Source organism: Scytonema millei VB511283 (assembly GCF_000817735.3).
In the GTDB taxonomy this organism is placed as follows: domain Bacteria; phylum Cyanobacteriota; class Cyanobacteriia; order Cyanobacteriales; family Chroococcidiopsidaceae; genus Chroococcidiopsis; species Chroococcidiopsis millei_B.
This window is the reverse complement of sequence record NZ_JTJC03000002.1, coordinates 437,449-462,484: the sequence shown is the minus strand read 5'-3', so window position 1 is coordinate 462,484 and position 25,036 is coordinate 437,449. Positions and strand designations below refer to the sequence as shown.

General features: G+C 46.2%; 26 protein-coding genes, 1 tRNA gene and 1 pseudogene. 10 read left to right on the top strand and 18 right to left on the bottom strand.

Translation table 11 applies throughout. The features are described from left to right. Nucleotides 1-349: 349 nt before the first annotated feature. Nucleotides 350-2,566, bottom strand: a complete 2,217-nt coding sequence (gene psaB, locus QH73_RS09815) for a photosystem I core protein PsaB (protein WP_039716575.1) — start codon at nucleotides 2,564-2,566, stop codon at nucleotides 350-352. Between the two features lie 825 nt (nucleotides 2,567-3,391). On the opposite strand from psaB, the gene QH73_RS09810 reads away from it, so the two are divergent. Both QH73_RS09810 and QH73_RS09805 read left to right on the top strand, forming a co-directional pair. After that, complete coding sequence (locus QH73_RS09810) at nucleotides 3,392-3,622, top strand: hypothetical protein (RefSeq protein ID WP_132866871.1); 231 nt, start codon at nucleotides 3,392-3,394, stop codon at nucleotides 3,620-3,622. Nucleotides 3,623-3,660: 38 nt separating this feature from the next. Then, nucleotides 3,661-3,858, top strand: coding sequence for a hypothetical protein (locus QH73_RS09805; RefSeq protein ID WP_039716576.1), 198 nt, complete (start codon nucleotides 3,661-3,663; stop codon nucleotides 3,856-3,858). A gap of 43 nt (nucleotides 3,859-3,901) precedes the next feature. Here the strand turns inward: QH73_RS09805 and QH73_RS09800 are convergent, their stop codons facing one another. The 8 genes and pseudogenes from QH73_RS09800 to QH73_RS09765 all read right to left on the bottom strand — a co-directional run bounded on the left by QH73_RS09800 (nucleotide 3,902) and on the right by QH73_RS09765 (nucleotide 9,735). Beyond that, nucleotides 3,902-4,213: a hypothetical protein gene (locus QH73_RS09800; RefSeq protein WP_132866870.1), complete on the bottom strand. Its 312-nt coding sequence runs from the start codon at nucleotides 4,211-4,213 to the stop codon at nucleotides 3,902-3,904. Further along, a tRNA-Pro gene (locus QH73_RS09795) sits at nucleotides 4,189-4,262 on the bottom strand. Before QH73_RS09795 ends, QH73_RS09800 begins: the two co-directional genes overlap by 25 nt. A gap of 46 nt (nucleotides 4,263-4,308) precedes the next feature. Further along, nucleotides 4,309-4,671, bottom strand: a complete 363-nt coding sequence (locus tag QH73_RS09790; protein ID WP_039716577.1) for a DUF1818 family protein — start codon at nucleotides 4,669-4,671, stop codon at nucleotides 4,309-4,311. A 231-nt stretch (nucleotides 4,672-4,902) separates the two neighbouring features. After that, nucleotides 4,903-5,406, bottom strand: a complete 504-nt coding sequence (locus QH73_RS09785; RefSeq protein ID WP_039716578.1) for a sterol desaturase family protein — start codon at nucleotides 5,404-5,406, stop codon at nucleotides 4,903-4,905. Between the two features lie 89 nt (nucleotides 5,407-5,495). Next, nucleotides 5,496-6,500 carry an energy transducer TonB family protein gene (locus tag QH73_RS09780; protein ID WP_039716579.1) on the bottom strand — a complete coding sequence of 335 codons (1,005 nt, stop codon included), beginning with the start codon at nucleotides 6,498-6,500 and terminating at the stop codon, nucleotides 5,496-5,498. A 111-nt stretch (nucleotides 6,501-6,611) separates the two neighbouring features. Further along, nucleotides 6,612-7,682, bottom strand: a complete 1,071-nt coding sequence (locus QH73_RS09775; protein ID WP_039716580.1) for an LOG family protein — start codon at nucleotides 7,680-7,682, stop codon at nucleotides 6,612-6,614. 192 nt (nucleotides 7,683-7,874) lie between these two features. Next, nucleotides 7,875-8,207, bottom strand: a pseudogene (gene trxA / locus QH73_RS09770) (thioredoxin); the annotation flags it as partial. 364 nt (nucleotides 8,208-8,571) lie between these two features. Further along, nucleotides 8,572-9,735: a GuaB3 family IMP dehydrogenase-related protein gene (locus QH73_RS09765; RefSeq protein WP_039716581.1), complete on the bottom strand. Its 1,164-nt coding sequence runs from the start codon at nucleotides 9,733-9,735 to the stop codon at nucleotides 8,572-8,574. Between the two features lie 563 nt (nucleotides 9,736-10,298). On the opposite strand from QH73_RS09765, the gene QH73_RS09760 reads away from it, so the two are divergent. The 4 genes from QH73_RS09760 to QH73_RS09745 all read left to right on the top strand — a co-directional run bounded on the left by QH73_RS09760 (nucleotide 10,299) and on the right by QH73_RS09745 (nucleotide 15,542). Then, entirely contained in the window at nucleotides 10,299-12,863 is a 2,565-nt protein-coding gene (locus QH73_RS09760; protein ID WP_039717662.1) for an endonuclease MutS2, read from the top strand. Nucleotides 12,864-13,022: 159 nt separating this feature from the next. Continuing rightward, entirely contained in the window at nucleotides 13,023-13,622 is a 600-nt protein-coding gene (locus tag QH73_RS09755; protein WP_015154474.1) for a DUF3038 domain-containing protein, read from the top strand. Nucleotides 13,623-13,694: 72 nt separating this feature from the next. Further along, nucleotides 13,695-15,320 (top strand): DUF4335 domain-containing protein, encoded by a 1,626-nt coding sequence (locus tag QH73_RS09750; RefSeq protein ID WP_165587653.1) that lies wholly within the window; start codon nucleotides 13,695-13,697, stop codon nucleotides 15,318-15,320. 30 nt (nucleotides 15,321-15,350) lie between these two features. Further along, on the top strand, nucleotides 15,351-15,542 hold the full coding sequence (locus tag QH73_RS09745) for a hypothetical protein (protein ID WP_132866868.1): 192 nt from the start codon (nucleotides 15,351-15,353) through the stop codon (nucleotides 15,540-15,542). A 155-nt stretch (nucleotides 15,543-15,697) separates the two neighbouring features. Here QH73_RS09745 and QH73_RS09740 read toward each other — a convergent pair whose 3' ends face one another. The 3 genes from QH73_RS09740 to QH73_RS09730 are packed head-to-tail and all read right to left on the bottom strand — an operon-like array spanning nucleotide 15,698 to nucleotide 16,807. Continuing rightward, on the bottom strand, nucleotides 15,698-16,159 hold the full coding sequence (locus tag QH73_RS09740) for a ferredoxin (RefSeq protein ID WP_132866866.1): 462 nt from the start codon (nucleotides 16,157-16,159) through the stop codon (nucleotides 15,698-15,700). Continuing rightward, complete coding sequence (locus QH73_RS09735; RefSeq protein ID WP_039716584.1) at nucleotides 16,159-16,545, bottom strand: DUF1257 domain-containing protein; 387 nt, start codon at nucleotides 16,543-16,545, stop codon at nucleotides 16,159-16,161. The genes QH73_RS09740 and QH73_RS09735 overlap by 1 nt, the downstream gene beginning before the upstream one ends. Before the next feature lie 52 nt (nucleotides 16,546-16,597). Further along, complete coding sequence (locus tag QH73_RS09730; protein ID WP_039716585.1) at nucleotides 16,598-16,807, bottom strand: DUF2997 domain-containing protein; 210 nt, start codon at nucleotides 16,805-16,807, stop codon at nucleotides 16,598-16,600. 374 nt (nucleotides 16,808-17,181) lie between these two features. On the opposite strand from QH73_RS09730, the gene bioA reads away from it, so the two are divergent. From bioA to QH73_RS09715, 3 genes are all read left to right on the top strand, one after another. Beyond that, the gene (gene bioA, locus QH73_RS09725) at nucleotides 17,182-18,465 is read left to right on the top strand and encodes an adenosylmethionine--8-amino-7-oxononanoate transaminase (RefSeq protein ID WP_039716586.1); all 1,284 of its coding nucleotides are present in this window, start codon (nucleotides 17,182-17,184) and stop codon (nucleotides 18,463-18,465) included. Nucleotides 18,466-18,525: 60 nt separating this feature from the next. Then, nucleotides 18,526-19,515, top strand: coding sequence for a biotin synthase BioB (gene bioB, locus QH73_RS09720; RefSeq protein ID WP_201278064.1), 990 nt, complete (start codon nucleotides 18,526-18,528; stop codon nucleotides 19,513-19,515). Nucleotides 19,516-19,635: 120 nt separating this feature from the next. After that, on the top strand, nucleotides 19,636-20,160 hold the full coding sequence (locus tag QH73_RS09715) for a GNAT family N-acetyltransferase (RefSeq protein WP_039717664.1): 525 nt from the start codon (nucleotides 19,636-19,638) through the stop codon (nucleotides 20,158-20,160). Nucleotides 20,161-20,236: 76 nt separating this feature from the next. Here QH73_RS09715 and rppA read toward each other — a convergent pair whose 3' ends face one another. Then, nucleotides 20,237-20,926: a two-component system response regulator RppA gene (gene rppA, locus QH73_RS09710; RefSeq protein ID WP_039716587.1), complete on the bottom strand. Its 690-nt coding sequence runs from the start codon at nucleotides 20,924-20,926 to the stop codon at nucleotides 20,237-20,239. Between the two features lie 190 nt (nucleotides 20,927-21,116). Here rppA and hisG point away from each other — a divergent pair, with 190 nt between their 5' ends. Then, nucleotides 21,117-21,761 carry an ATP phosphoribosyltransferase gene (gene hisG, locus QH73_RS09705; RefSeq protein ID WP_039716588.1) on the top strand — a complete coding sequence of 215 codons (645 nt, stop codon included), beginning with the start codon at nucleotides 21,117-21,119 and terminating at the stop codon, nucleotides 21,759-21,761. Nucleotides 21,762-21,907: 146 nt separating this feature from the next. On the opposite strand, the gene QH73_RS09700 is transcribed toward hisG, so the two are convergent. The 5 genes from QH73_RS09700 to QH73_RS09680 all read right to left on the bottom strand — a co-directional run bounded on the left by QH73_RS09700 (nucleotide 21,908) and on the right by QH73_RS09680 (nucleotide 25,009). After that, nucleotides 21,908-22,600: an ABC transporter permease gene (locus QH73_RS09700; protein WP_132866862.1), complete on the bottom strand. Its 693-nt coding sequence runs from the start codon at nucleotides 22,598-22,600 to the stop codon at nucleotides 21,908-21,910. Continuing rightward, nucleotides 22,597-23,379: an ATP-binding cassette domain-containing protein gene (locus QH73_RS09695; RefSeq protein ID WP_039716589.1), complete on the bottom strand. Its 783-nt coding sequence runs from the start codon at nucleotides 23,377-23,379 to the stop codon at nucleotides 22,597-22,599. The genes QH73_RS09700 and QH73_RS09695 overlap by 4 nt, the downstream gene beginning before the upstream one ends. A gap of 131 nt (nucleotides 23,380-23,510) precedes the next feature. Further along, nucleotides 23,511-23,972 (bottom strand): TspO/MBR family protein, encoded by a 462-nt coding sequence (locus QH73_RS09690; protein WP_039716590.1) that lies wholly within the window; start codon nucleotides 23,970-23,972, stop codon nucleotides 23,511-23,513. A 105-nt stretch (nucleotides 23,973-24,077) separates the two neighbouring features. Continuing rightward, nucleotides 24,078-24,551, bottom strand: a complete 474-nt coding sequence (locus tag QH73_RS09685) for a TspO/MBR family protein (RefSeq protein WP_039716591.1) — start codon at nucleotides 24,549-24,551, stop codon at nucleotides 24,078-24,080. A 284-nt stretch (nucleotides 24,552-24,835) separates the two neighbouring features. After that, complete coding sequence (locus QH73_RS09680) at nucleotides 24,836-25,009, bottom strand: hypothetical protein (RefSeq protein WP_165587652.1); 174 nt, start codon at nucleotides 25,007-25,009, stop codon at nucleotides 24,836-24,838. Nucleotides 25,010-25,036 lie beyond the last annotated feature (27 nt).

The following is a 25,036-nucleotide window of genomic DNA, read 5'->3' as shown; positions in this document are numbered from 1 at the left end:
TGGATACAATTTGCTGTTAGAAAACAATACGAACTTTTACTAATTTCAAAATCATTGTTTGTATTAGAACATAGCCAATAGTTATCTATCTTCGTCTCCACAAAAATTGGATTTCACATAACTGACAGCAATTCTCGATCGCATACATAACACTGGTAGGGGCGCACAGAGAAAGCGCCCCTACCAGTGTTATGTATTTCACCCAATTGAAAACCGCTATGAAAAAGAGAAAAAATACTCATAAGAAAAAACCCTACCTATAAGATGGAAATCGGTGGGGCTTTATGTAGAGACGCTACATCTAACGTTTGTACAGTCTCAATTAAACATGTATCTCTCCTCTACAACCTCAACCAAACTTACCAGCAGTTGAAGCAATGAGGAACGCAGCATAGGTCAGGACATAACCAACTGTAAAGTGAACTACACCAGTTAGCCAACCTTGAACGATGGACAGAGAAACTGGCTTGTCCTTCCAGCGAACTAAGTTTGCTAGTGGCGTGCGTTCGTGCGCCCAAACGAGAGTTTCAATCAACTCTTGCCAGTAACCGCGCCAAGAGATTAGGAACATGAAACCAGTTGCCCATACCAAGTGTCCGAACAGGAACATCCAAGACCAGACAGCCAGGTTATTCATACCGTAGGGGGTGTAGCCGTTAATCAACTGAGCTGAGTACAGCCACAGATAGTCTCGCAGCCAACCCATGAGGTAGGTGGAAGACTCGTTAAACTGAGCCACATTGCCCTGCCAGATACCCAAATGCTTCCAGTGCCAGTAGAATGTCACCCAACCAACTAGGTTAAGCGCCCAAAAGATAGCAAGGAAGAAAGTTTGTTCCCAAGAAGAAGTTTGGCAAGTACCGCCACGACCAGGACCGTCACAGGGGAAGGTAAAACCAAAGTCCTTTTTGTCTGGCATCAGCTTGGAACCACGGGCATCTAATGCACCTTTGACACAAATTAGGGTAGTGGTATGCAGACCTAAAGCAAAGGCATGGTGTACTAAAAAGTCACCAGGACCAATAGTCAAGAACAGAGAGTTCGTGGTGTTGTTGATCGCCTCATACCAACCTGGTAAATAGGTCGCGCCAGCTGTGGAAGCAATGCTATCGGGATTTGATAACAGAGTGTTAAAGCCATATAGAACTTTACCGTGGGAAGCCTGAATGAATTGTGCGAACACGGGTTCAATCAAGATTTGCTTTTCGGGAGTTCCGAAGGCAACCACTACGTCATTGTGGACGTAAAGCCCTAAGGTATGGAAGCCTAAGAAGAGAGACACCCAAGACAAGTGGGAGATAATCGCTTCTTTGTGCTTCAAGACGCGATCGAGAACGTTACCCTTATTTTGTTCGGGGTCGTAGTCGCGTACCCAGAAGATCCCCGCATGGGCGAACGCTCCTACCATAAAGAACACAGCAATGTATTGGTGGTGCGTGTACAGCGCTGCTTGAGTCGTGAAGTCCTGCCCAATGAAGGCGTAGGGAGGCATGGCATACATGTGCTGCGCCACCAAAGAAAGCGCCGTTCCTAACGCTGCTAAGTGAATAGACAGTTGGAAGTGCAGCGAGTTGTTATAGGTGTCGTACAGCCCTTGGTGAGGCAAGTTGAACTGACCTTCAGTTTGAATCCCAAAGAAGTTCTTAGCATTGAGCATCTCTTTGATGCTGTGACCGATACCGAAGTTGGTGCGGTATTGGTGTCCGGCAATAATAAATATGACTGCGATCGCCAAATGGTGATGTGCCATATCTGTCAGCCACAAGGACTGGGTTTGGGGATGGAAACCACCTAAGAAAGTCAGAATTGCGGTTCCTGCACCTTGAGATGTGCCGAATATGTGGTTTGCCGTGTCGGGACTAGCTGCATAAGCACCCCAGTCCCCAGTGAAAAATGGTCTTAATCCCTCTGGGTGTGGCGGAGTGGTGAGGAAATTACTCCAACCGACGTGCTGACCGCGAGATTCGGGAATCGCAACGTGAATTAGGTGTCCAGCCCAAGCCAGAGAGCTAACGCCAAATAGCCCTGCTAGGTGGTGGTTCAGGCGAGGCTCGGCACTCTTGAACCACGAAAGACTGGGACGAAATTTAGGTTGTAAGTGCAGCCAGCCAGCATATAGGAACAGAGACGCTAGCAGTAGCAGGAACACCGCACCCATATAGAGGTCGCCATTCGTTCGCATTCCGATGGTGTACCACCAGTGATAAACCCCAGAGTAAGCGATGTTAACGGGATAGTTTGCCCCACCTTGGGTAAAAGCATCGACTGCGGCTTTACCAAAGTGAGGGTCCCAAATTGCGTGAGCAATGGGACGGACGTGCAATGGATCTTTAATCCACTGCTCGAAATTGCCTTGCCAAGCGACGTGGAACAAAAGGCTAGATGTCCACAAAAAGATGATTGCCACTTGAGCAAAATGAGTCCCGAAGATCTTTTGATAAAGGTTCTCTTCGGTCATCCCATCGTGGCTTTCAAAATCGTGAGATTGGGCAATTCCGTACCAAAGCCGACGAGTTGTCGGGTCTTGGGCGAGATCCTGGCTAAACTTAGGAAATTTTGTTGCCATGAATTTTACTCACATTTTCTCTAAATGCCGATTTGAGTTGCAGCGCGATCGCAATACTTCACTGTAAATCTACGCTTTTTTAGTATTCAACTCAAGGACAACATAAATTAGCATCATGGTATTTTACACCAGATAGATAACAACATTTTAGAGATAACTTGGTTAAAAAAGAAAACAATAAAAATTATTTTTAATATTTCTATTTATCTTTGCTGCATTTGCTTATTTAAGCATAAAAAGTTTGAATTGCTAAGTAAATAGCAATTCAAAAAATTGAGGCTTTGCTGTTTTTGGCACAAAACTCTTTGTGCTGTTCGAGCGAATTATGCTTGCTTCTTCCTATTGGTAACAAACAAGATAACTACTCTTCAATACTTAATCCTCTAACTAAGGAAAGAGATAAATCTCAAGTTGCATTGTGATAAAAATAACTAAAATATTTACCTAGTAATACAGCTAATGTTCGCAGTCATTGAACTGAAATCTGTAAACTAGCGTCTTCTGAGACTCGATCGAAACTTTAACTGGAGTTTGCCAAGCTTTCTTTCCCCAAGTTGATTTTTGAGAATCATAATTGAGCGCGCGTTCTACATCTGTCTCATAGTTCTGACACTTCCTATTGAAACCGTAGTCCAGCTCAAGCTTATTCCCTGTCTAGCTTTGAGCAACATTCTTAGCCCCGGGCGATCGCCAAAGCAAACTAAGAGCCTTGTTTAGAGTTGTAACAATTCTCTGTAATGGTTAAGAAATATTGCCGTTACTTGCTGTAGTTGCTAACGTATGCATGACAGGACGAGTCGAGTATTTCTACTATCAGGAGGTTTTATGTTGCTCCCTTTACTGACATTCATTGCCTTGCTAGCTGGCATAGTTACTGTTTGGAGTAGCAAAGAGCGATCGCGATTGACTCAACGTGCTTTTCCCCGTCGTTCGTTCTCACTTTCATTCTCCTTGTGGTCGTTCGTACTATTCCTCTTTTTTCCGCCAGCAGAAACGCTATGGGCATCAAAGTACAAACCCAGCAGTAGGCAGAGGCATAACTACTCTGAAATTTAGTCAGACATTAAAGTACTCTAGAGAATTTGGATAAATTTATGTCAGAGTTAGAGATTTTCTTCACCTTCAGTTTTATCTCGATTTTAGTTGTATTCTTCATCACCACTTGCTCCTACTTTCTACCTACGTTAATAGCGCTGTACAAAATTTTTGTCCGTCAACAGAATCGCCGCATTTCATCCAAGTACGTTTTGGACGATTTAAAGTTCAATCTAGCCAACGATGAGGAGGCTTAGCGAAATAAGGGGTGACATTGTTAGATTTCAAATTATTTAGATGTCAAAAACCCCGCCAATCTATTTGCTTGGCTCCAAAACCAATAAATTGAAAAAGTTGGTAACTATCTACGTCGGTGCTGCGCCTGACAGTAAGCATCCCGTTCGGAACTGTCATTACCAGGTGGATAACTAAACGATTGTCGCAAAGATTGTGCAGTTTGTGCCGTCTACTGTCTTCACGCAGTGAAGCGATGTCTGAGAATTGACACTCCTCGCCAGTCACGTCAGCAGAAAGAGTCCCAGCATCTAAAACGCCGGAACTCTTTCTAGATCGAGGATTTGAATCAATCGGAGCGGCGGGATTCGAACCCACGACCTCCACTACCCCAAAGTGGCGCGCTACCAAGCTGCGCTACGCCCCGTTTCACAGCTTAGATATCATAGCATAAGAAATTGCGATCGCGCTATTTAGAAAACAAACAGCATTTGAGCCGCTCGGATGAAATCGGGAACTGCATCCGCCGCCCAACTCACCTCAACTCGCCTACCTGTATTTAGAATCAGTCGCAAGCTATAAGCGTGGGGATAGCCTGCTACTTCCATCCAGATAAAGTCACTTTCGGCTTCACAGGCGATCGCCTCCTCATCCATCAATTCGCGCTCCATTTGGCTCATAGTCGTTGATAGCTGTGCTGACAATCGGCAAAAATCTTGTAATTCTGCCTGCGTCAGTTCGATCGCCCAGTCCTCAGCACCGACTAAACCTTTAAATTCCTTTGCCTCTGGATCGAATCCAATCCGCCAACCTGCGCCACTCTTAACTATGCGCATAAAGTTTTAATTGAGTCGCGGCTGTTTGTTTTTTCCATAAATGAATATAGGGGTTTGCAACCTGCTGCAATTGCAAATTGCGAACTGTTTTGGTCACTGATAACTGATAAGTCATATAGCGATTCTATTTGAGTCATGAACCGCTCGTTGTGGTGGTTGACAGTTAACCGTTAACCGTCAACCGTCAACCAGCAATAACCCAGATTCACAAATACATTTAGGCTCGCTATATCACCACCAGCGTAGTTGTAAATAGCTGCGTTCTGGTTGGCTAGTTTCTTCTTCCGTGAGCCATTCTACGGATTTGTAAGTGCCAAACACCCGATCCCACCAATCTACAGCTAAACCAAAATTGTGATGCCACATACCATATTTATGATGGACGTAATGCACGGGCATTTTCATCCAAAAGCACTTGGTTGGATTTTCGTGCTGTAACTGGTGGGCATAAGCAGAAAAAGCAGCATAAGCTAAACTGCCTAGAAACCAACCTATCCCAGCTTCGAGAGAGACAAAGAACATTGCAAACATGGCAATGCAGCTACCCTGAACGTAATCCCGAAATTCCCATACTACACCTTGTCCTTCATTCCGGCGGTGGTGATCGCGATGTCTTTCACCAATGCGAGGCGAAACGTGCATCAAACGATGCAACCAGTATTCGACTAGACTCGCTAGGATAAATGCCAAGACAAAGCAAACTCCTCCAACTGCTAGCTTTGTTAAATCGAGCATCACTCCTCCTTAGTTTGTCATTGGTCATTTGTGAATGAATGATAACTGTTAACTGATAACTGATAACTGTTAACTGATAACTTTTTACGTCATCTTACCCATAGATCTAAACCACCAGAGACGTTGATATTAAATGTAAAACTAATTTTGAGGGAATTGTAGGCAAATCCAGAGGGTAAAGGTGCGAAGGGTGCGGCGCGTCTAATGGCACTAATGGCGGCGGTGTCGGTGGTGTTGGAGCCAGAAGGTCGAACGATCCGTAGGTTGGTGACTTGACCCGATCGCGTGACTGTGAAAAACACGACAGTTGAACGAGAATTCTGCGTCATTCCTGGTATCCACTGCTGCCTGACTTGTCGCTGAAGTTGCTGCAAGTAAGAACCCATATCGACATCCTGACGAGCATCAATTCCTGGCGCAGCGCGATTAGAACGGTTGGGATTAGCTGCTAGGTCGCGGCTGGAAAGCGTGAGTGGACCGCCTAACTTGCTCGCCGATCCTAAAGATCGCGGCTGAGTTCTGGCTGTAGTTCTAGCAGGCGATCGCTTGGTTGCAGCACTAGGACGATTTGCTGGTTTTTGCTCTAGGTTGGGAGTCTTCGGAACTGGTTTGGAGCGATTGGGAGCAGTGGCAATCGGAGGTTGGGCTTGAGGAGGCTGGATTTGGGGTTTTGGTGGCTCTGGACTCTCCGTGCGGCTGCTAGATGGCTGCTGGCGGCGGGGTTGAGCGGGTGGTGATGCAGTACGGGAATTGGTTCTAGGCGCAGTTGGGTTATTCGGTCGAGTTGCTAGCGGTCGTCTGCGATTGGCTTTACCACCAGCAACGGAATCGTTTGCTGCCCGACGTTTAGTTTCTGGGGGCGGTTTTTTTGGTTGGGGAGGAACTTCAACAAACTCAAGTGGAATTGGTTCGGCGCGAGATTGCTGTTTTGGTTTTGGTAGGATGCGAACCCAATAATCGAAGCTGAGGAAAAAAATAACGTGTACGAGAAGTGAGATAACGATACCGAACCAAAGAGCATCAGTATTGCTTCTCCTTCTGCCGTCACGCCAGAATTCTTGTTCCGATTGCTGGAATTCTTTTTGCAACACCATGCCGCGATCGCCTCATAACAGCCGTGCCGACAGTTCGTCTACCAGTGTATGTCGATCGTGGCAAAAATGGGCAAGGGGCGATCGCACTTCTGAATAGTTGCCTTGCTTGCCTTACTTCCTTTCTGGATGAGAAGCAGTTTCTTCTGAAGGTTGTCCCATCTGATTGATCCTCGCAATCATCTGATACAAACGCCCTAAGTCTCTTTGGTTAAAATAAAGCACGATCCGAGGTAGATCTATCGTTTCATCCTGAGTTTCTTGGGGCAACGCTCCACTTTTTTCAATCTTGCCTTTCACCAAAATATCGCTGAAATTGTCATTTAACTCTTCAACTTCAGCATCAGATAATTCTGTATCGAGGCGAATCACCAATAAATCGCGGACGTAACGGCTAGAGTGATAAACTCGATAAAATTGCGTAATCGCGTTACAAGCAACTTCCAAGTTATCTGTAATTGTATAAAGACTCGGATCTTCAGGACTAACCAAACCTTTTTGAATCAAATGTTCTTGGATATATTCGCTCCAAGCTTCCCAATAGTCTCCCCCTGGGTGGTCAATGAGTACCATCGGCACGGGACCGAACTTTCCAGTTTGACTCAAAGTCATGCATTCAAATGCTTCGTCCTGCGTGCCAAATCCGCCAGGAAACAGCGCTACTGCATCGCTTTCCCTGAGTAAAAACAGCTTGCGGGTAAAGAAATATTTGAAGTGAATTAATTTCGCGTCACCAACAATGTAAGGATTTGCTTCTTGCTCGAATGGTAGTTGAATATTTAACCCAAAAGAATTTTCCCTTCCCGCACCCTCATTTCCCGCTTGCATGATTCCGCCACCACCACCAGTCATCACCATAAACCCTAACTGAGTGACGCAACGGGCGAAGTCGGCTGCCATTTTATACGCCGGACTATCCACCGGAGTACGTGCCGAACCAAAAATTGTTACCTTCCGAACGTGGCGATAGGTATGAAATAATTCTAACCCTCGCTCCATATCAGCTAGAGAAGCCGCTAAGATTTTCCAATCGAGACGGTCAATCTCGCTGTCGGCTAACCGAATAATAGTTGCGATCGCCTGCTGGATCAACTGCCGATGCTGTAAATCTGGCAATTTTTCCAACAATATAGCTAGGTCTGCTTTCAGTGTTTCGATAGTGTCTAACGAACGAGATGAAGTCATGAGTGCTGCTGCACGGGTCGGCACTCTATTTTAGCGAGATTTGGGACATCTGTTGAGAGGAAATTACAGAGACGCAAAATTTCACGTCTTACAAGCAGCAGAATTGCTACCCTGATGAATGTATAGACCAAAAAGCGCCATATAGCCAAAACCTCAGGCGCTTGCAAGTCTTTATTTTGTGCTAACCCAGCTCTACAAATACTTTTCTAGAGTATTGGATAGTGTTGTTTTTGGTACTGCACCTACTACCATGTCAACTTTTTGACCCCCCTTGAAAATCATCAGAGTGGGGATACTGCGGATACCATACTGACTGGCAATGTTGGGGTTTTCGTCGGTGTTGAGCTTGACGACCTTGACTTGCCCATCGTACTGCTGCGCGATCTCATCGACAACAGGGGCGACCATGCGGCAAGGACCGCACCAAGGTGCCCAAAAATCCACTAAAACTGGGATTTCACTATCTAGTACTTCTTGCTTAAAAGAAGAATCTGTAACTTGCGCGGCTGCTGACATGCCTGAAAATCCTTGGCTATATTGTTGCTTACTTTGCTGAAAATTTTATCACAGTAAAACCAAGCATTTTTACCTCCTGAGTATATGTAATTAGATAGATCCTCTATGGCGATCGCCGTGCGATTGTAGTTGATGTGAAAAGTAAGGATTACTCTACGTGAATTCCCATACATAAGGAACCGCCCGAACAGTAGTCCGGGCGGAGTGTGGTGTGAGGAGTGAACGGAAACATGCGTCTCCGCTTACTCTATTGTAGGCGACTGTTTTATTTTTTCCAGTACTCTTTGCAAGATTATGGAAAGTTTTAAGTTGTCGATATTTTGTTTAAGTAAACCTACTCATTGGCGGAAGTCAGATGACTTCCGACCTCAATCTACTTACCCATACCGAGTTGCTGCGCCTTCTGGTAGACTTTTCCTTCGGTGAGCAATGAAGGAGCAATCACAACTTCGACTTGTTGCATCTCGCGAATGTCTTTTGCCCCCAAAGTTCCCATGCTCGTTTTTAAAGCGCCCAAGAAATTGTGCGTCCCGTCGTCGAGTTGAGCGGGTCCGCGTAAAATTTGTTCGCAAGTACCAGTCGTACCGACACGAATTCGAGTTCCACGCGGTAGAACGGGGCTAGGGGTTGCCATACCCCAGTGAAAGCCTTTGCCTGGTGCTTCGGCGGCTCTAGCAAAGGGAGAACCGATCATCACGCCGTCTGCACCGCAGGCGATACACTTACAGATATCTCCACCTGTAATCAAGCCACCATCAGCAATCACCGGGATGTAATTTCCAGTTTCCTGATAGTAATCTTCTCGCGCTGCGGCACAATCTGCGATCGCCGTGGCTTGAGGTACGCCCACACCTAAAACACCGCGAGAAGTACAAGCCGCCCCAGGACCAATCCCAACTAAAACTGCTGCTGCTCCTGCCTTCATTAAACTTAAAGTCACTTCGTAAGTGACGCAGTTGCCCAACACGACGGGCATGGGCATTTCTTGACAAAATTTCGCCAAGTCAAGGTTGGTCAACTCAGATGGAGCTATGTGAGCTGTCGATACAACAGTAGCTTGAATAAAAAATAAATCTGCGCCAGCCTTTGCCACCGCACTACCATATTTACTCGCACCAGCAGGAGTCGCGCTGACAGCAGCAATACCCCCCTGCTGCTTAATTTCCCCAATTCGTTGCTCGATTAATTCTGGTTTGACTGGTTCGGCATACAATTCTTGCATCAGCGGGACAAATTCATGAGTTCCTACTGAGGCAATCCGTTGTAAAATTGGCTCTGGGTCGGCGTAGCGAGTTTGAATACCTTCTAAGTTGAGTACGCCCAAAGCTCCTAACTGGGAAAGCAGTACAGCCATCTGCACATCGACAACTCCATCCATCGCACTTGCAATAATGGGAATTTCTCGCTCGATCGCGCCAATCTGCCAACTGGTATCCGCTAAACTGGGGTCTATAGTGCGTTGCCCCGGAGCCAGTGCAATTTCATCAATGCCGTATGCGCGGCGTGCGGTTTTGCCACGTCCAATTTGAATATTCACGTTTCTTTACCCGTTCCCAAACTATTTCGCTAGAGTACCAAATTCGCGAGGGGTTTGGTTAGAGGTTGGGAGATTTTTGTGAGTGAGGAGTGCGTGACTAGTGGCTAGTGGCTAGTGGCTAGTGGCTAGTAATTGCGACTTACGACTTGATGAATGCTCCCTCAGCAACCAGGTACTCTCTTTTCCCTGCTCAGTAAAAGAGGGATAGTACTACAAATAGGTAGGGAAATTCAGGCTTTAGTACGATTGAGACTGACTGAGAGCATACTACAATGGATTTAAAGTCAAAGTGTCGTTAAAGTCAAAATGTATTGTTCGCTCAAATGTATTCAACACTAAGCTAAAGCGAAAAAATTCGCGATCGCACGCACAGAACCCAGTCAAAAAAGCTATAGCTTTCAGCTTTTGCTTGAATTTAACGTAGATTTGATATCTAAAAGCCTTTTATTTGAATTTCTGCGATCTAAAAGTTTTAAATCAAAGACAGAATAATTACTTGAGATAAATTCTGTCTTCTAATCCCTGCTCCCTGCTTCCTTTTAATAAAATTGAACCACCAAGCTTTGATTCAATCAGAAACGTTAGAACTATTAGAATGGTCGCGCTTGTGTCAGCACTTGGCAACTTTTACGGCGACTAAACTAGGAGCGATCGCCGCTCGGAATTTGGTCATTCCCGACACGCAGGCAAAAAGTCAGGAATTGTTGAACCAAACCAAAGAAGTCTACGAGTTAGATAGTCGTCTGAGTGCTGGGTTGTCGTTTGCCGGAATTCAAGATATTGGCGAATCTTTAGAACGAGCAGAGTTACAAGGTATATTAACCGCAGAGCAGTTACTCGCGATCGCCACAACTCTCACCGGAACGAGACAGTTACGGCGCAGCATCGACCAACAGCAAGATTTGCCAGTTTTACAGGAATTAGTCTCTACTGTTAAAACCGATCCTGAGTTAGAACAGGATATTTTGTACTGTATCGACGAACAGGGTAAGGTAGCAGACCGCGCTAGCCCTAAATTAGCCGAGATTCGCGATCGCGTGCGGCAATTGCGCCAACGAATTACCCAAACTCTACAAGGAATCTTACAGCGCCAAGCCAACGCCGTACAGGAACAACTTATCACCCAAAGAGGCGATCGCTTCGTGATTCCCGTCAAAGCACCGCAAAAAGATGCAATTCCCGGGATCGTCCACGATGCATCCATGAGTGGAGCAACTTTGTATGTAGAGCCAAACGCGATCGTGGCTTTAGGCAATCAACTGCGGCAATACATTGCCAGAGAGCAAGCAGAAGAAGAGGCGATTCGCAGGCGATTAACCGAGCAAGTCGCAGCCGTCAAGCCAGATTTAGAAAATTTGCTAGCAGTTGTAACGATAATAGACCTTGCCAGCGCCCGCGCTCGTTATAGCTACTGGTTGCAAGCCAATCCACCCCGCTTTTGCGATCGCTCCCAGGGGGAAAATATAACTTTGCGCCAACTGCGCCATCCCCTGCTCGTATGGCAAAACCAGCACGAACAAGGGCAGCCAGTCATTCCTGTAGATATTATCGTTCAGCCCCAGATTCGCGTCATTACGATCACCGGACCCAACACTGGAGGGAAAACGGTAGCGCTGAAAACCCTTGGTTTAGCAGCTTTGATGGCAAAAGTTGGGTTATTTATTCCTGCCAAAGAACCTGTAGAAATTCCCTGGTTTGACATGGTATTGGCAGATATTGGTGACGAACAGTCATTACAGCAGAGCCTATCGACCTTCTCCGGTCACATTCGGCGGATTAGTCGGATATTAGAGGCGATTGGTGAAGTAGGGAGCAGGGAGCGCTTCGGTGCAGGGAGCAGGGGAGAAGAGGACAAGGAGGATAAGGAAGACAAGGAAGAAATTCTAGCCACTAGTCACCAGCCACCAGCCACTAGCTACTCACTCGTTCTACTCGACGAAGTCGGTGCGGGAACCGATCCAGTCGAGGGCAGTGCTTTGGCGATCGCCCTTTTGCGTCACCTTGCCGATAATGCCGAGCTGAGTATGGCGACAACTCACTTTGGTGAATTGAAAGCGTTGAAATATCAAGACGAGCGGTTTGAAAATGCCTCGGTGGAATTTAATCAGGCAACTTTATCGCCTACCTATCGCTTATTGTGGGGGATTCCAGGTCGCTCTAATGCTTTAGCGATCGCTGCTCGTTTGGGCTTAAAACCAGAGGTAATCGAGCAAGCAAAACACCAGGTAGGAGAAGCAACGGAAGATGTGAACCAGGTAATCGCCGGACTTGAAGCCCAACGGCGACAACAAGAAACGAAAGCCACCCAAGCCCAACAGTTATTACAACAAACAGAGCAATTGTATCGTCAACTCTCAGAACGGACTGCTCAGCTAGACGCGCGAGAACGAGAATTACGTGCTTCTCAAGAACAAGCAATTCAACAGGCGATCGCCCAAGCTAAAGCGGAAATTGCTCAGGTGATTCGCAAGTTGCAGCAAGGATCTCCTACAGCTCAAGCCGCACAGCAAGCGACGGTGGCGATCGATCGGCTTGCCCAACAGCATACTGCTCCAACACCCAAACCCAAAGCCGGGTTTCGCCCCCAAGCAGGCGATCGCATTCGCATTCCCCGTTTAGGGCAAACCGCAGAAGTTTTGAACGAACCCAACGATGACGGCGAATTAATCGTCCGCTTCGGACTGATGAAAATGACCGTCAAGCTAGAGGATATTGAATCGCTGGATGGGAAAAAAGCAACTTTTCAAGAGAAGAGACAAGGGGGACAAGGAAGACAAGGGGGACAAGGAAGCCATTCTAGCCACCAGCCACTAGCCACTCACCCGACTCCCGACTCCCGACTCCCCAGTAGGGGCGCACAGCAGTGCGCCCCTACCGACTCCCCCACAATCAGGACTTCCCAAAACACCTTCGATATTCGAGGTAGTCGGGTGGCTGATGCGGAGATCGTGCTAGATAAGGCGATCGCCGAAGCGTCGGGAACAATATGGATTATTCACGGTCACGGTACGGGGAAACTGAGACAAGGAGTTCACAATTTTTTGCAACAGCATCCTATGGTAAGTCGCTTCGAGGCTGCGGCTCCTGAAGATGGTGGCTCTGGGGTGACAGTAGCTTTTTTGCGGTAGCGTCAACGTGTAGGATGTGGTAAAAAATGACTGAGCAAAATTTCTGAACCTGAGCTGCTTGAGCGGCAAATTTGTTGCTAGCTGGAGAAAACAAGCCAAAACCAAAGAAACACGGTTTCAAATTGGGTAACAGCTCAGTGTATCTTAGTCGTACCACCTATGCTGAAGACTATGCACTCTAGCGCCCAATCTCCCAATCAAAGTACTAAGTGGAACGATCTCACTCGCGCCGAGCCTGCACCCGTGCAGCTCAACAATATCAAAGCTCAACTCGATCTGATACTGTTGGCGCTAGAAGCATTAGTAGGTATTGGTTCTGAGGCAATGTTATCGGCAGCAGAAGAATTAAATTTGGCAACAAAAATCCCCGATCGCGTGGCATTGTGGCGCTTGAGGCAGTCCAATCCTTTACGTAAAGGTGACGGGGGTAGGAAAAAATTAGATATAGAAGAGGCGCGATCGCTAGTTTTAATTATTTGTCATCTAGCCAAACAATATCAGACTCAAATTCGCCGCGCCGTCATGTTGTTAGAGCAGGCGATCGCCAATCGAGAAGTTCCCCATAAAATCGGCGTGTTGGGCGACTACATTGATAGTTTCAGCAATCTCTATCAAGAGCGCATGGAAGATGCCGAACATTTATCAACCAATTGGCTGAGTCAATTAGGCTTTAAGCTCTTAGTCGATCTGTTATTTTATAGCGGTGCTGTCGGTCATCGGCACTTATGGCTTACCTTACTCGATCGTTCGCAATTATAGCTAGGGAGTCGGGAAAGCGACTGGTGGCTAGTTATCAGTGACCAGTTATCAGTTATCAGTTGTCAGTGACCAGTGACCAGTAATCTGTGTTTCCCTTGTCCCCTCACTCCTCACTCCTCACTCCCTACTCCCTACTCCCTACTCCCTACTCCCTACTCCCCGCTTATGTCTCTGTCAGAACCAGTTGTTAAAAAATACACGCAAGCTTCTTGTACGTTACAGGTTACCGAGCGCACGTCAGGAGCGGCTCGGGGCGCTAGCTCGATGAATGCGCCAGTTCAGTTCGAGGTGCGCTTTCATGACTCCCAACTGCCAGAAGCAGAGCAGATTCGCATTCAGGGCGATCGCCACTCTCTCGTAGAATTGCATGAAGTTGTCAAAAACTACGTGCAGAGAGTTCTCGCTTCATCGCCAGAACGATTCAATGCTTTGCTGGTAGAAGATGCTGCCAATACACCCACCAAGCCAGCCGAATTAGATTCCTCTAGCACGCCTGCACCAGCTCCAGCAGGAGGAATATACATTCAACCTGGTGAAGGATTATCCCACAATTTATTTTTAGGAGCTTTAGCAACTCCTAGTACGGGGCAATTCATTCCTTTGAGCATGACGCAACTATTCGATCTAGCAAACGCTTTAGATGAATATGCTGCCGACGTTTTAGCTGTCCCAGCCAACTTTAATAGTCCGACTCGTTTTGCTACGACTCCTTCTACAGCTTGGGCAGGGATAGCAGCCGTACTCCTGGTAGGAGTAGGTTTAACCGCAGGACTCGTACATCTGCTCAACCGTTCTGACGAGCCACAAACAGCTAGTCGTCCGCCACAACAGCCTTCTCCCTCGCCTACCCTATCTCCAGAGGCTATACCGTCTGTGCCACCCACAAGCGATCTCCCATCGCCGACGACAAGCCCAACTTTAGGGAATTTACCAAATACGCCAACTGTGGGGAGTTCGCCAATTCCCTCACCTCTATCAGACACGACTCTGTCTACCGCACCAACCACGCCACCTTTTACAACCACTGCTCCACCTGCACCGCCTAACGCTGGAGCTAGCCCCTTACCTGGTATTGCTCAAGCACCGTCTGGTTCTACTCAAACACCTAAACAATCGGCTAACCAACCAGCAGCTAACCAACCAGCTAATAATGGCACAGTGCAACCAGATAGCTTAGCTACCTTACCAGGAATTACCACCAATAATAATCTTCCCAGTCCTCCTACTCCCGATCGCTCAGCTCAGACTCCCCCCACAATCGATGTTCCTGCCGCACCACCCACCAATCCAGCTCCGCCACCATCGGTAGAAGGCTTGACACCCAGAGAAAGGATTAGAGCGGCTTTGGAAGGCAAGCCAGTTGAAGAGCCGCCAGCTAAACCGTCACAAAAAGCACCCCAAGCGGCAGCTTTTGCCCCTACACCACAAGTTAATGAGGTAAGAGAATACTTCCAACAGCGTTGGCAACCCCCCTCTGGACTCAGCGAGCCGTTGGAGTATAGTATTGTCCTAGATGTAGACGGCTCGGTGCAGCGGATCGAACCTTTAGGCAAAGCAGCTAGAAACTACATCGAGCGCTCTGGTTTACCATTAATCGGCGAACCGTTTGTCTCCGCTAACCCCCAAGGCGAAACACCCAGAGTCAGAGTCATACTCGGCGCTGACGGGAAAGTGCAGTCCTTCCTAGAACAAAACTAGGGGTGAGGAGCGAGGAGCGAGGAGTGAGGAGTGAGGAAACAAGGGAGAGGGGGAGCTGAGGGAGAGGAGGGAGCTGAGGGAGCAACTCAAAATTCACGCATTCACGCATTCAAAATTTCCCTACACCCCACACCCTATTTACCACCAGCCACTCTCCACTGGTATGTAAAATCCAGTTTGGGAACTGGCGCTTTTGTTGAGACAAGCCAAGGTATGAAATAATACCATAAAACTCAAGTCGCCCTACCTCACACTCGCTGGCGACTAAAAAGGTTTTATGGGTATGGGTGACCGTGTCACGTCTGTACGAAAAAAAACAAGGAGACTGTTTTGCAGTCTCCTCAGTAGGCGATCGCCTGTTTGGATAGTTGATTCGATCAATACTTGGCTTTTTTGCGGGTTAACTGTTGTTTACGACGGCGCTTTTGGGCAGCAGCCACCGCCCCCTCTACGGGATATCCTACAACTGGGGGAATGACTTGATATTGTCTATCTTGTTCTAGCCGCTTCAGCTCAGTGTAATCGACCCAGTGGATGCAATCTACCGGGCAAGTATCGATCGCCTCTTGGATCAGTTCCTCCACGTCACCATCTTGACGGACAACACGAGAGCGACCGTAATCTGGTTCGATATAAAAGGTGTTGCGAGCGACATGAGCGCAGTGCTTGCACCCAATACAAGTGATTTCGTCAACGTATACACCCTTTTGCCGGGTAACACCGCCCAATTCTGGCTCTAGTCCAGAACGATTGGCAGCATCACGCAGATTTCCCCCCAACTCGGGTTCTAGATGCGATCGCTCCGAGTCAGAATAATTCGATGTGCCAAGATCGTCCATCAGCCACTCCAGCGCTGCACTAACAGTCTGATCGATCCATCTGAGTTTTTCTGTTGTTCGGTGACTTGAAAACCTTGTCTTGCTGTTTCGTTAACTACGGTGTGGTATGCATAACGCTGCGTCACTTGGCGCAAGAAACCTTCTACTGATAAAGGCTGCTGCCAATATTGCATATCGGCGACGAGTTCGTACTCTTTGCCATTCCAACTAAACCCTACATCGTAACCGTTATCTTGCTCGATTGTCACTTCGGCATTCCGCGTTTGTCCCTGATAGCCTCGGACTTGCCGAGATCCAGATTTCCAATCAACTCCTAGATCGGTGAGAGCTGCTTGCAAGGATGTTAAATTGCGGATTTGAGTTTTGATTTGGCTAAAGTGTGACATAGTGTTTCTAGATCGTCGTAAATTAACTAGGGTAAATAACTAAATAAAAAAGCTACCATTCGCTAAACGATGCTTGAGCGATTGAGACATCAGCTTGTGTATTAACTTGATTAAAATATTCTGATGTTGGCTGCTGGCTAATGGTTTGCCCTAGTTCTGCTTCCAGCGCTGCCGTAACTTCAGTACAGGAGGAACCAACGATCCCCGTGACTTTTTCCTGTACGCGACCATCGGGATAGATGACAAATTCTAAGGTTTCCATGCTTCTAGCCAACACAACAGGTTTTAAGGTTATCTGACACTTAGATCCAGCTTTTAGGCAGGATGGCTTGCTTCGAGCGACGCGATCCCCTATCTTAATATCCCTACTGCTACATAATGTTTCATCCATCGAATTATATAGATGAAAAAGTTAACAAAATTTAGCAATAGAGTGAACTCGCACAGTAATTATTTGTCAGTTTCGCTTAACTTTCAACAGCAGTCAAGCAGAAAATCAGTTATTCAGTTATCAGTTGTCAGTTATCAGTGGAGAGTGACTAGTAGCTGGTGGCTGGTGGTTAGAATTGCTCCCTTAGCTCCCCCAACTTCCTCAGCTCCCACACTTCCCACACACTCTACACCTATCTCCTACTTATGAGTAACAGTCCAATTTGGCATCCTTTCACCCAGATGAAAACGGCTCCTCCTCCTTTGAAAGTTAAACGGGGAGAAGGGGTGATGTTGGAATTGGAGGATGGCAGGCAGATTATTGATTGTATTTCGAGTTGGTGGGTGACGATCCACGGACACAGCCATCCCGTACTCGCTGAGGCGCTTTATCAACAAGCAAAACAACTAGAACAGGTTATTTTTGCTGGATTTACCCACGAACCAGCGGAAAAATTAGCCGCTGAACTAGTGGCACGTCTCCCTAAGTCTCTGACACGGATATTTTTCTCCGATAACGGCTCTACAGCGATCGAAGTTGCGCTGAAAATGGCATACCAGTATTGGTTTAACCAAGGGGAAAAACAACGAACTCGATTCATTAGCTTTGAAGGCGGCTATCACGGCGATACTATAGGCGCAATGTCAGTTGGTAGTAGTTCTCCTTGGTGGCAAACTTTCAAAACTTTGATGTTTGCAACAGATGTCGTACCTTTTCCTGCGACATTCGACGAAGATCCAAACGTCGCTAGCCGCGAAGCACAGGCTTTAGAGCAACTGGCAGAATTATTGCAAAAAAATCGGCACAGCTATGCAGGCATATTTATCGAACCATTAGTACAGGGAGCCGCAGGAATGCGCCTGTGTCGTCCCCAATTTTTGCAAGAACTCGCTCAACTCGCCCGTACATATGGCGTGCTGCTGATCTATGACGAAATTATGACAGGCTTTGGTAGAACGGGAGAATTATTTGCTTGTTTAAAGTCAAGTACCTGTCCCGATATACTTTGCTTATCTAAAGGTTTATCAGGTGGCTGTTTACCTCTATCTGTGACTGTAGCAACAGAGGAGATTTATCAAGCTTTTTACAGCGACGACATCGATCGCACCTTCTTCCACAGTCATTCTTACACGGGAAATCCCCTAGCTTGCGCCACAGGCATCGCCTCCCTAGAATTATTAACTCAAAATCCAGATGCATTTAGGGGAATGGAAGCCTTACACCGTCGCTACATGGAAACATGGCTGCTCGGACACCCAAAAATCGAACGTACCCGCATCTGCGGTACAATAGCAGCCCTGGATCTGAAAGCTGAAAGCGAAAGCTACTTAAACGCCACAGGTTCAAAATTGCGATCGCGCTTTCTCGAATTAGGCTTCCTCTTGCGCCCTCTAGGTAATACCATCTACCTCATGCCACCTTACTGCATTACCCCACCTCAACTCGAATCTGTGTACGAAGTCATTCGTCGGGTTGTAGACGATCTCTAATTCGTATTATAGGGGCGCACGGCTGTGCGCCCCTACGAACTCTTAACTCCCCATCCAACCATGCTACAAGCTATCAATTTACCAAATTGGAACCAACTTGCCGATCGCTCCTTAGCGGGAGATATCCTCAGCCGTGAGGAAGCTTTAGCCGTACTCAGCGCCCCTGATGAAGTGTTACTCGAACAGCTAGCAGCTGCATACAAAGTTCGCAAACATTATTGGGGTAATCGGGTTCGACTGCACTTTTTACTCAATGCCCAAAGTGGACTTTGCCCTGAAGATTGCCATTACTGTTCTCAGTCAAAAATCTCGACAGCAGAAATTGAGAAATATCCGTTGATGGCACAAGAGAAAATTTTAGCTGCCGCAGCACGGGCAGCTAGTTTAAAAGCGGGTACGTTTTGCATGGTACTGTCTGGGCGATCGCCTAATGAAACAACTTTTGCCAAATTTTTAGCAGCCGTGCGAGAAGTCAAGGCAAATTACGATTTAAAAATTTGTGCTTGTTTAGGATTGTTGAGTGAGTCACAAACGCAGCGTTTAGCAGCAGCCGGAGTCGATAGAGTCAACCACAATCTCAATACAGCAGAGTCGCACCACGAACAAATTTGTACGACTCACACATTTAGCGATCGCGTGGCAACGGTAGAAAATGTTAAAGCTGCCGGAATTACAACTTGTTCGGGCGGAATAATGGGCATGGGCGAGTCAGACGACGATATCATCGATTTAGCTCTGTCACTGCGACGATTGGAAGTGACAAGTGTACCAATTAACTTTTTGATCCCAATTCCAGGTACATCACTCGCAGGATTACAACAACTCAATCCGCAACGCTGTTTGCGAATATTATGCTTATTTCGATTCTTGCTACCATCACAAGAAATTCGGATTGCCGGAGGTAGAGAAGTCCATTTGCGATCGCTCCAACCGTTAGGATTATATCCCGCCAACTCCATCTTCATTGGCGATTACCTCACCACCCCAGGGCAAGCAGCACAAATGGATTTAGACATGATTCGCGACGCTGGTTTTGTTTTGGAGGAGTGAGGAGTGAGGAGCGAGGGGTGAGTATTCTTTGTGTTCTTCTTAGCGTCTTTGCGCCTAACGCTACGCTAACGGCTTCGCCTTCGCTATCGCTAACGCCTACGGCTGATGCGTGACATAAAAATGGATTTACTCAATGTGGAGATATTGACAGATCGTCTCAGATTAAAACCTGTATCAATGGCATATAAAGAAGAAATTTTTTCGGAATTTACCGAGACAATTACTACTTATATGTGTCCGCAGTCCCCCCAGCATATCTCTGAAATTGAAGCATTTATTGAGAGGGCAATTGTAGATTTAGAAAAGGGTAGCGATCTAATACTAGTTATCTTAAAAAAGGATTCGCAAGAATTCTTAGGGTGTGCAGGTCTTCATGGTATGCTTGGTAAGACTCCAGAATTTGGCATTTGGTTAAAAAAAGCAGCCCACGGTTATAAATATGGGCTAGAAGCAATTAGAGGTATCAAAAGTTGGGCTGAGCAGAATTTAGATTGTGAATATTTTCTTTATCCTGTCGATCGCGCCAACATTGCCAGTCGCAAAATTCCAGAAGCATTGGGTGGAAAAGTTGTGAGAGAATACGAACACAAAAAGACAAATGGAAATATTTTATATTTATTAGAATATTGCCTTAATAGATCGTAGTATCTGTAATGATATATTCGCCATATATCCAATACTATCAACTACCAACTACCAACTACCAACCACCAACTACCAACTACCCATTACCATCCCCAAACCGATAACCCTTACCATAAACAGTATGAACTAACACTATTTCTCCTTTAGCTTCAATTTTGCGTCTTAATAACCGAATTAAAGCAGCTAAAACATTACTGCTCGGTTGTTCCTCTTCAGTCCATAAATATTGATGAATTTGATCGTGAGTTAACACTTGTCCGACATGACGCATAAAAAATTCTAAAAGCTTAGTCTCTTTTTCTGATAGTTCAATCGTGCGTCCTTGACGATAAGCTAGGCGGTTATCCACATCTAATTCTAAATCTGCAACTTGCAAACGTTGAGTTGTAGCTAAATTCAAATCTACAGCACCTCGCCGCAACAAAGCGCGGACTCTTGCAAGTAATTCTCGTAACTCAAACGGCTTCACAATATAATCATCTGCACCCGCATCTAAACCTTGCACGCGATCGTCTATCGTATCTTTAGCAGTCAGGAAGAGAACAGGTGTATTTTTACCACTGCGCCGTAATTGCTGACAAATATCTAACCCCGATTGGTGGGGAAGCATCCAATCGAGAATCAACAAGTCATAAGTCTTCTGAGTAGCCAAATTGCTACCTTTGTTCCCATCATATGCCACATCAACCTCGTACCCTTCACGGCTGAGGAGGCGACTCAGGGGATCGGTTAGTTCAACTTCATCGTCAACTAACAAAATTTTCATATCAATCGTGGCTGCACGGATAGATTACGCAATATTTCTATTCTGACACTGGCTACAATCTGGCAGTGTCTCACTCATGTAGAAAATCAGAATTATACAATCGCGATCGTTCTAGTTTCAGGGCATAATAGTTTTTTGTGAGAATGAGGACTTGTCTTCTGTTTCTTCCCCTACTCCCTACTCCCTAGCCATGATTACCGTAGCACTACCCAAAGGCGCACTTTTAAAAGATAGTATCCGTTTGTTGCAATCAGTTGGTTTAGATTTTAGTGCATTTCTTGATTCTAGCAATCGCCAATTACAGATTCAAGACTCGAATAATATTGCCAAAGCTTTATTAGTACGGGCGCAAGATGTACCCGTTTACGTAGAATACGGACAGGCACAATTAGGAATTGTTGGCTACGATGTATTGCGCGAGAAAAAACCGAAAGTTGCCAATCTAGCCGATTTAAAATTCGGTTCTTGTCGGCTCTCTGTAGCCGTCAAAGCTTCTAGTCCTTATCGTTCGGCTTTAGAATTACCGGCTCACGGAAGAGTTGCTTCTAAGTTTGTTAATTGCGCCCGCGAGTACTTTGAAAATTTAGATTTACCAGTAGAAATTATTACTTTATACGGTTCTGTAGAATTGGGACCAATTACAGGTATGTCTGAGGCAATTGTTGACTTAGTTTCTACTGGTAGAACGCTACAAGAAAATGGATTAATCGAGATTGAAACATTGTTTGAAAGTACGGCAAGATTAATTGCCCATCCTTTAAGTTATCGGCTTAACAGCGGTAATTTTTATCAGTATATCGAACAAATTCGCGCTGCAATTATGTCACCTATTTAGTTGAGTAAAATCTACATCTCAATCCTATGCTTTCAAGCATAGGCTTCCTGCTCTCTGATTCTTGTAAGGGCGGGTTTAGCAAATAAATTAACTGCTAGAACCGAAAATTTTTGGTTAAAACCCGCTCCTACGATAACCGATCGCTGTTAAGACTGCACCAATCCCCCCTGCTCCTCTGCTCCTCTACTCCTTTGCTCCCAATTCCCTCGGCGCGTTAAACGGCGTTCCAAAGTGGCGATCGCCCAGTCTGCTAAAATTGCTAACACCGCCGCCGGAACTGCCCCTGCCAGAATCAACTGATTATTCACCATTGCAATTCCCCGAAATACAAACACGCCTAAGCCGCCAGCACCAATTGCTGCTGCGATCGTGGCAACGCCAATAGCAATCACCGTAGCTACCCTTACCCCTGCTAAAATCACCCCTAGCGCCAACGGAACCTCGACTTGCAAGAGTAACTGGCGATCGGTCATGCCCATCCCCTTTCCTGCCTCGCGAATTGCCGGATCGACGTTAATAATTCCTGTATAGGTATTGCGAATAATTGGTAGAAGAGAATAGAGGGTTAGAGCAATAATCGCCGTCCGCGCCCCAATTCCGCCAATTAGCGGCACGGAAATTAAAAATCCAAATAGTGCCAAACTAGGAATTGTTTGCAACACGTTAGCAATTCCCAAGATTGGCTGACGCAGGCTGGGTTTACGGGTGATGCATATCCCTAGCGGAATACCTACCAAAGTCGCAACACCAATTGAAATTCCTACCAAGAGGATATGGGTAGCAGTTTCCTGTAAAATCTCCGGCGCGTACTTCACCAGAAAAAATTCACTCAAGTTCATTTTCCGTTCTTCTCACCAGAATTATAAATCTGAGCAAACGGTGGTAACCCTTTGATAAAAGCACGCGCCTCTGGCTTGGGAGATTTTAAAAACTCTTCTGGTGTACTTAACACCAGCATCCGTCCTGCTTGCATAAGACCAATTCGAGAAGCCAAAATAAAAGCTTCCTGAATATCGTGCGTCACAAAAATTACGGTTTTGCCTAATTGCTGTTGCAAGCGGCGAAACTGCTGTTGAATTTCTAGACGAGTGACTGGATCGAGCGCGCCGAAAGGTTCGTCCATCAATAACACTGGCGGATCGGCAGCTAGCGCCCTAGCAACTCCTACACGCTGTCGTTGTCCTCCAGAAAGTTCGCGAGGATAACGATGAGCGAATTGCTCCGGTTCCAAACCAACTAAGTGTAAAAGTTCGTAAACTCGTGCCTTAATTTGTTTGGGTTTCCAACTTTCTAAAGCTGGCACTAAGCCGACATTTCGTTCGATCGTGAAATGCGGAAACAAACCTGTCTCCTGAATCACGTATCCCATCTGACGGCGTAATTTGATTTCATCCCACTTGGTTGTAGGAATGCCTTCAAACAGAATCTCACCGTGAGAAGGGACGAACAGGCGATTGATCAACTTCATAGTGGTAGTTTTGCCACTACCACTACGCCCTAATAGGACTAAGACTTCACCTCGACCGATGGTGAAATTGAGATTTGATACCAGCGCCCGTCCGTTTTGAATGAACGTGACATCGCGAAATTCGATTGCAATTGAATTGTCCTGCGGCATAAATGACTCCCGAAAGGGGTTGCCTCAGGTAACATTATGTGCTGATTTTACCCGCGATCGAAGTAATGGTTGAGCTTTTAGTGTATCAACTTACATGCAAACAGGGGTAGAAGCAAGCTACAACTTAATTGTTAGACATCCTGGGGATTTAATTTTGCCATTTCCCAAGTCGTGTAAGTGCCAATCGGACTCCAAATTAGATACGGTAGGAGTAAAGCCGCCGCCCAAGGGGAAACGCCCAGGACAGTTAAGGCTAATAATAGACCGGCGATCGCACCCGTACCACCGATAATCGTCCCAATTTTGAGGCTGCGAGTTCTAAACATTACAGGCGTGTAGGAAACAATGAGAATTTCTACCAACAAGTAAAACCCCATCAGCAACCAACTACCTGTATTTTCCCACACGATATAAGCCGACCAAGCACCGCAAATAAATACGACCGTCCAAATGACGGGAATTAACGCTTCAAAAGTCAACCAATTGGGGCGGCGCAGGCGCTTAAACCATTTGCGATCGCTTGGTGTAAAGAAATTTGAACCGAGTGCCACCAACAGCGTCACAGCCCCGATTACCATCCAAGATTTAATCATGATTAAGTGAGTAGTAAGTACTGAGTGGCTAGTGGCTGGTGGCTGGTGGCTAGACTCTTTATTGGTCTAGTCACTAGTCACTAGTCACTGATAACTGACAACTGTTCACTGCTCTGTAGGATTGAGGCGAATCATTTCCCAGGTTGTAAACGTGCCGATGGGACTCCAAATTGCATAGGGTATGAGCAAAGCTGCTGCCCATCCAGAAATTTGCAAGACAGCTAGTAACAACAATACGCTTAAAAGTACGCCTGTAAAACCCACAAACGTACCGATCGCCAAACTGCGTAGTTGTAGCGTCACTGGTAAATAAGCAACGGTAATTAATTCTAAAACTAGGTATAATCCCATTAATAACCAGGTCTTGAGGCTACCTGGTTCTGCTTCCCAAACAATATAAGCTGAAATTGCCCCACAAGTAAAAATCACCATCCATATTACTGGAATTAATGGCTCAAAAGTTAACCAATGTGGGCGTTCCAGTTGAACTGCCCATTTCAAATCGCGAGGCTTAAAGAAAAAGCCACCGAAGGCGACAAGAAACGTTATTCCTCCAATCGCTAACCAAGACGGAATCATTCTTGTTTATCCTTTCCTCAGTCTTCTATCGCGATTGTGACAGTTTAGGGCAGTACGAGTACTCAGTCATTGGAGAGAATCAAAAGTCAAAAGTCAAAAGTCAAAAGTCAAAGGGAGCAAGGAGCAGGGATAAGGGAGCAGTTACCAAGTCACAAGTCGCGCATTCGCAATTAAAGCATACATCAGAGCGCCACTTACTGTTAATGATTTTCCCGCCTTTGCAACCGCTTGCTAAAGTCTTTTTACTTCTTACTCCTGACTTCGCGTACTAAGCGATCGCGCATTTAACTTACACCATCAATGCGATCGAAACGCCGATTGTCACTGTTAATATAAACATTTTGAGTACGGGCGGGTTTAATCGCGTAACTATTGATTTTTTCACAAGGAGCTGCAAAAAACCCGCCCCTACGAATGCTTGACTTTTGTACGGGCGGGTTTAGCAAGTAGATGGACATCTGAACCAAGAATCTTCGCTCAAAACC

What these genes read in the sequence shown, in the direction of transcription:
- bioB (WP_201278064.1), top strand. Translation starts at nt 18,526, where the DNA reads ATGCTACAAGCTATCAATTTACCAAATTGGAACCAACTTGCCGATCGC.
- QH73_RS09780 (WP_039716579.1), bottom strand. Translation starts at nt 6,500, where the DNA reads ATGGTGTTGCAAAAAGAATTCCAGCAATCGGAACAAGAATTCTGGCGT.
- QH73_RS09695 (WP_039716589.1), bottom strand. Translation starts at nt 23,379, where the DNA reads ATGCCGCAGGACAATTCAATTGCAATCGAATTTCGCGATGTCACGTTC.
- hisG (WP_039716588.1), top strand. Translation starts at nt 21,117, where the DNA reads ATGATTACCGTAGCACTACCCAAAGGCGCACTTTTAAAAGATAGTATC.
- rppA (WP_039716587.1), bottom strand. Translation starts at nt 20,926, where the DNA reads ATGAAAATTTTGTTAGTTGACGATGAAGTTGAACTAACCGATCCCCTG.
- QH73_RS09805 (WP_039716576.1), top strand. Translation starts at nt 3,661, where the DNA reads ATGTCAGAGTTAGAGATTTTCTTCACCTTCAGTTTTATCTCGATTTTA.
- QH73_RS09730 (WP_039716585.1), bottom strand. Translation starts at nt 16,807, where the DNA reads ATGGAAACCTTAGAATTTGTCATCTATCCCGATGGTCGCGTACAGGAA.
- QH73_RS09810 (WP_132866871.1), top strand. Translation starts at nt 3,392, where the DNA reads ATGTTGCTCCCTTTACTGACATTCATTGCCTTGCTAGCTGGCATAGTT.
- QH73_RS09735 (WP_039716584.1), bottom strand. Translation starts at nt 16,545, where the DNA reads ATGTCACACTTTAGCCAAATCAAAACTCAAATCCGCAATTTAACATCC.
- QH73_RS09715 (WP_039717664.1), top strand. Translation starts at nt 19,636, where the DNA reads ATGGATTTACTCAATGTGGAGATATTGACAGATCGTCTCAGATTAAAA.
- QH73_RS09685 (WP_039716591.1), bottom strand. Translation starts at nt 24,551, where the DNA reads ATGATTCCGTCTTGGTTAGCGATTGGAGGAATAACGTTTCTTGTCGCC.
- QH73_RS09790 (WP_039716577.1), bottom strand. Translation starts at nt 4,671, where the DNA reads ATGCGCATAGTTAAGAGTGGCGCAGGTTGGCGGATTGGATTCGATCCA.
- QH73_RS09690 (WP_039716590.1), bottom strand. Translation starts at nt 23,972, where the DNA reads ATGATTAAATCTTGGATGGTAATCGGGGCTGTGACGCTGTTGGTGGCA.
- QH73_RS09740 (WP_132866866.1), bottom strand. Translation starts at nt 16,159, where the DNA reads ATGGACGATCTTGGCACATCGAATTATTCTGACTCGGAGCGATCGCAT.
- QH73_RS09680 (WP_165587652.1), bottom strand. Translation starts at nt 25,009, where the DNA reads ATGTCCATCTACTTGCTAAACCCGCCCGTACAAAAGTCAAGCATTCGT.
- QH73_RS09775 (WP_039716580.1), bottom strand. Translation starts at nt 7,682, where the DNA reads ATGACTTCATCTCGTTCGTTAGACACTATCGAAACACTGAAAGCAGAC.
- bioA (WP_039716586.1), top strand. Translation starts at nt 17,182, where the DNA reads ATGAGTAACAGTCCAATTTGGCATCCTTTCACCCAGATGAAAACGGCT.
- QH73_RS09700 (WP_132866862.1), bottom strand. Translation starts at nt 22,600, where the DNA reads ATGAACTTGAGTGAATTTTTTCTGGTGAAGTACGCGCCGGAGATTTTA.
- QH73_RS09755 (WP_015154474.1), top strand. Translation starts at nt 13,023, where the DNA reads ATGCTGAAGACTATGCACTCTAGCGCCCAATCTCCCAATCAAAGTACT.
- psaB (WP_039716575.1), bottom strand. Translation starts at nt 2,566, where the DNA reads ATGGCAACAAAATTTCCTAAGTTTAGCCAGGATCTCGCCCAAGACCCG.
- QH73_RS09785 (WP_039716578.1), bottom strand. Translation starts at nt 5,406, where the DNA reads ATGCTCGATTTAACAAAGCTAGCAGTTGGAGGAGTTTGCTTTGTCTTG.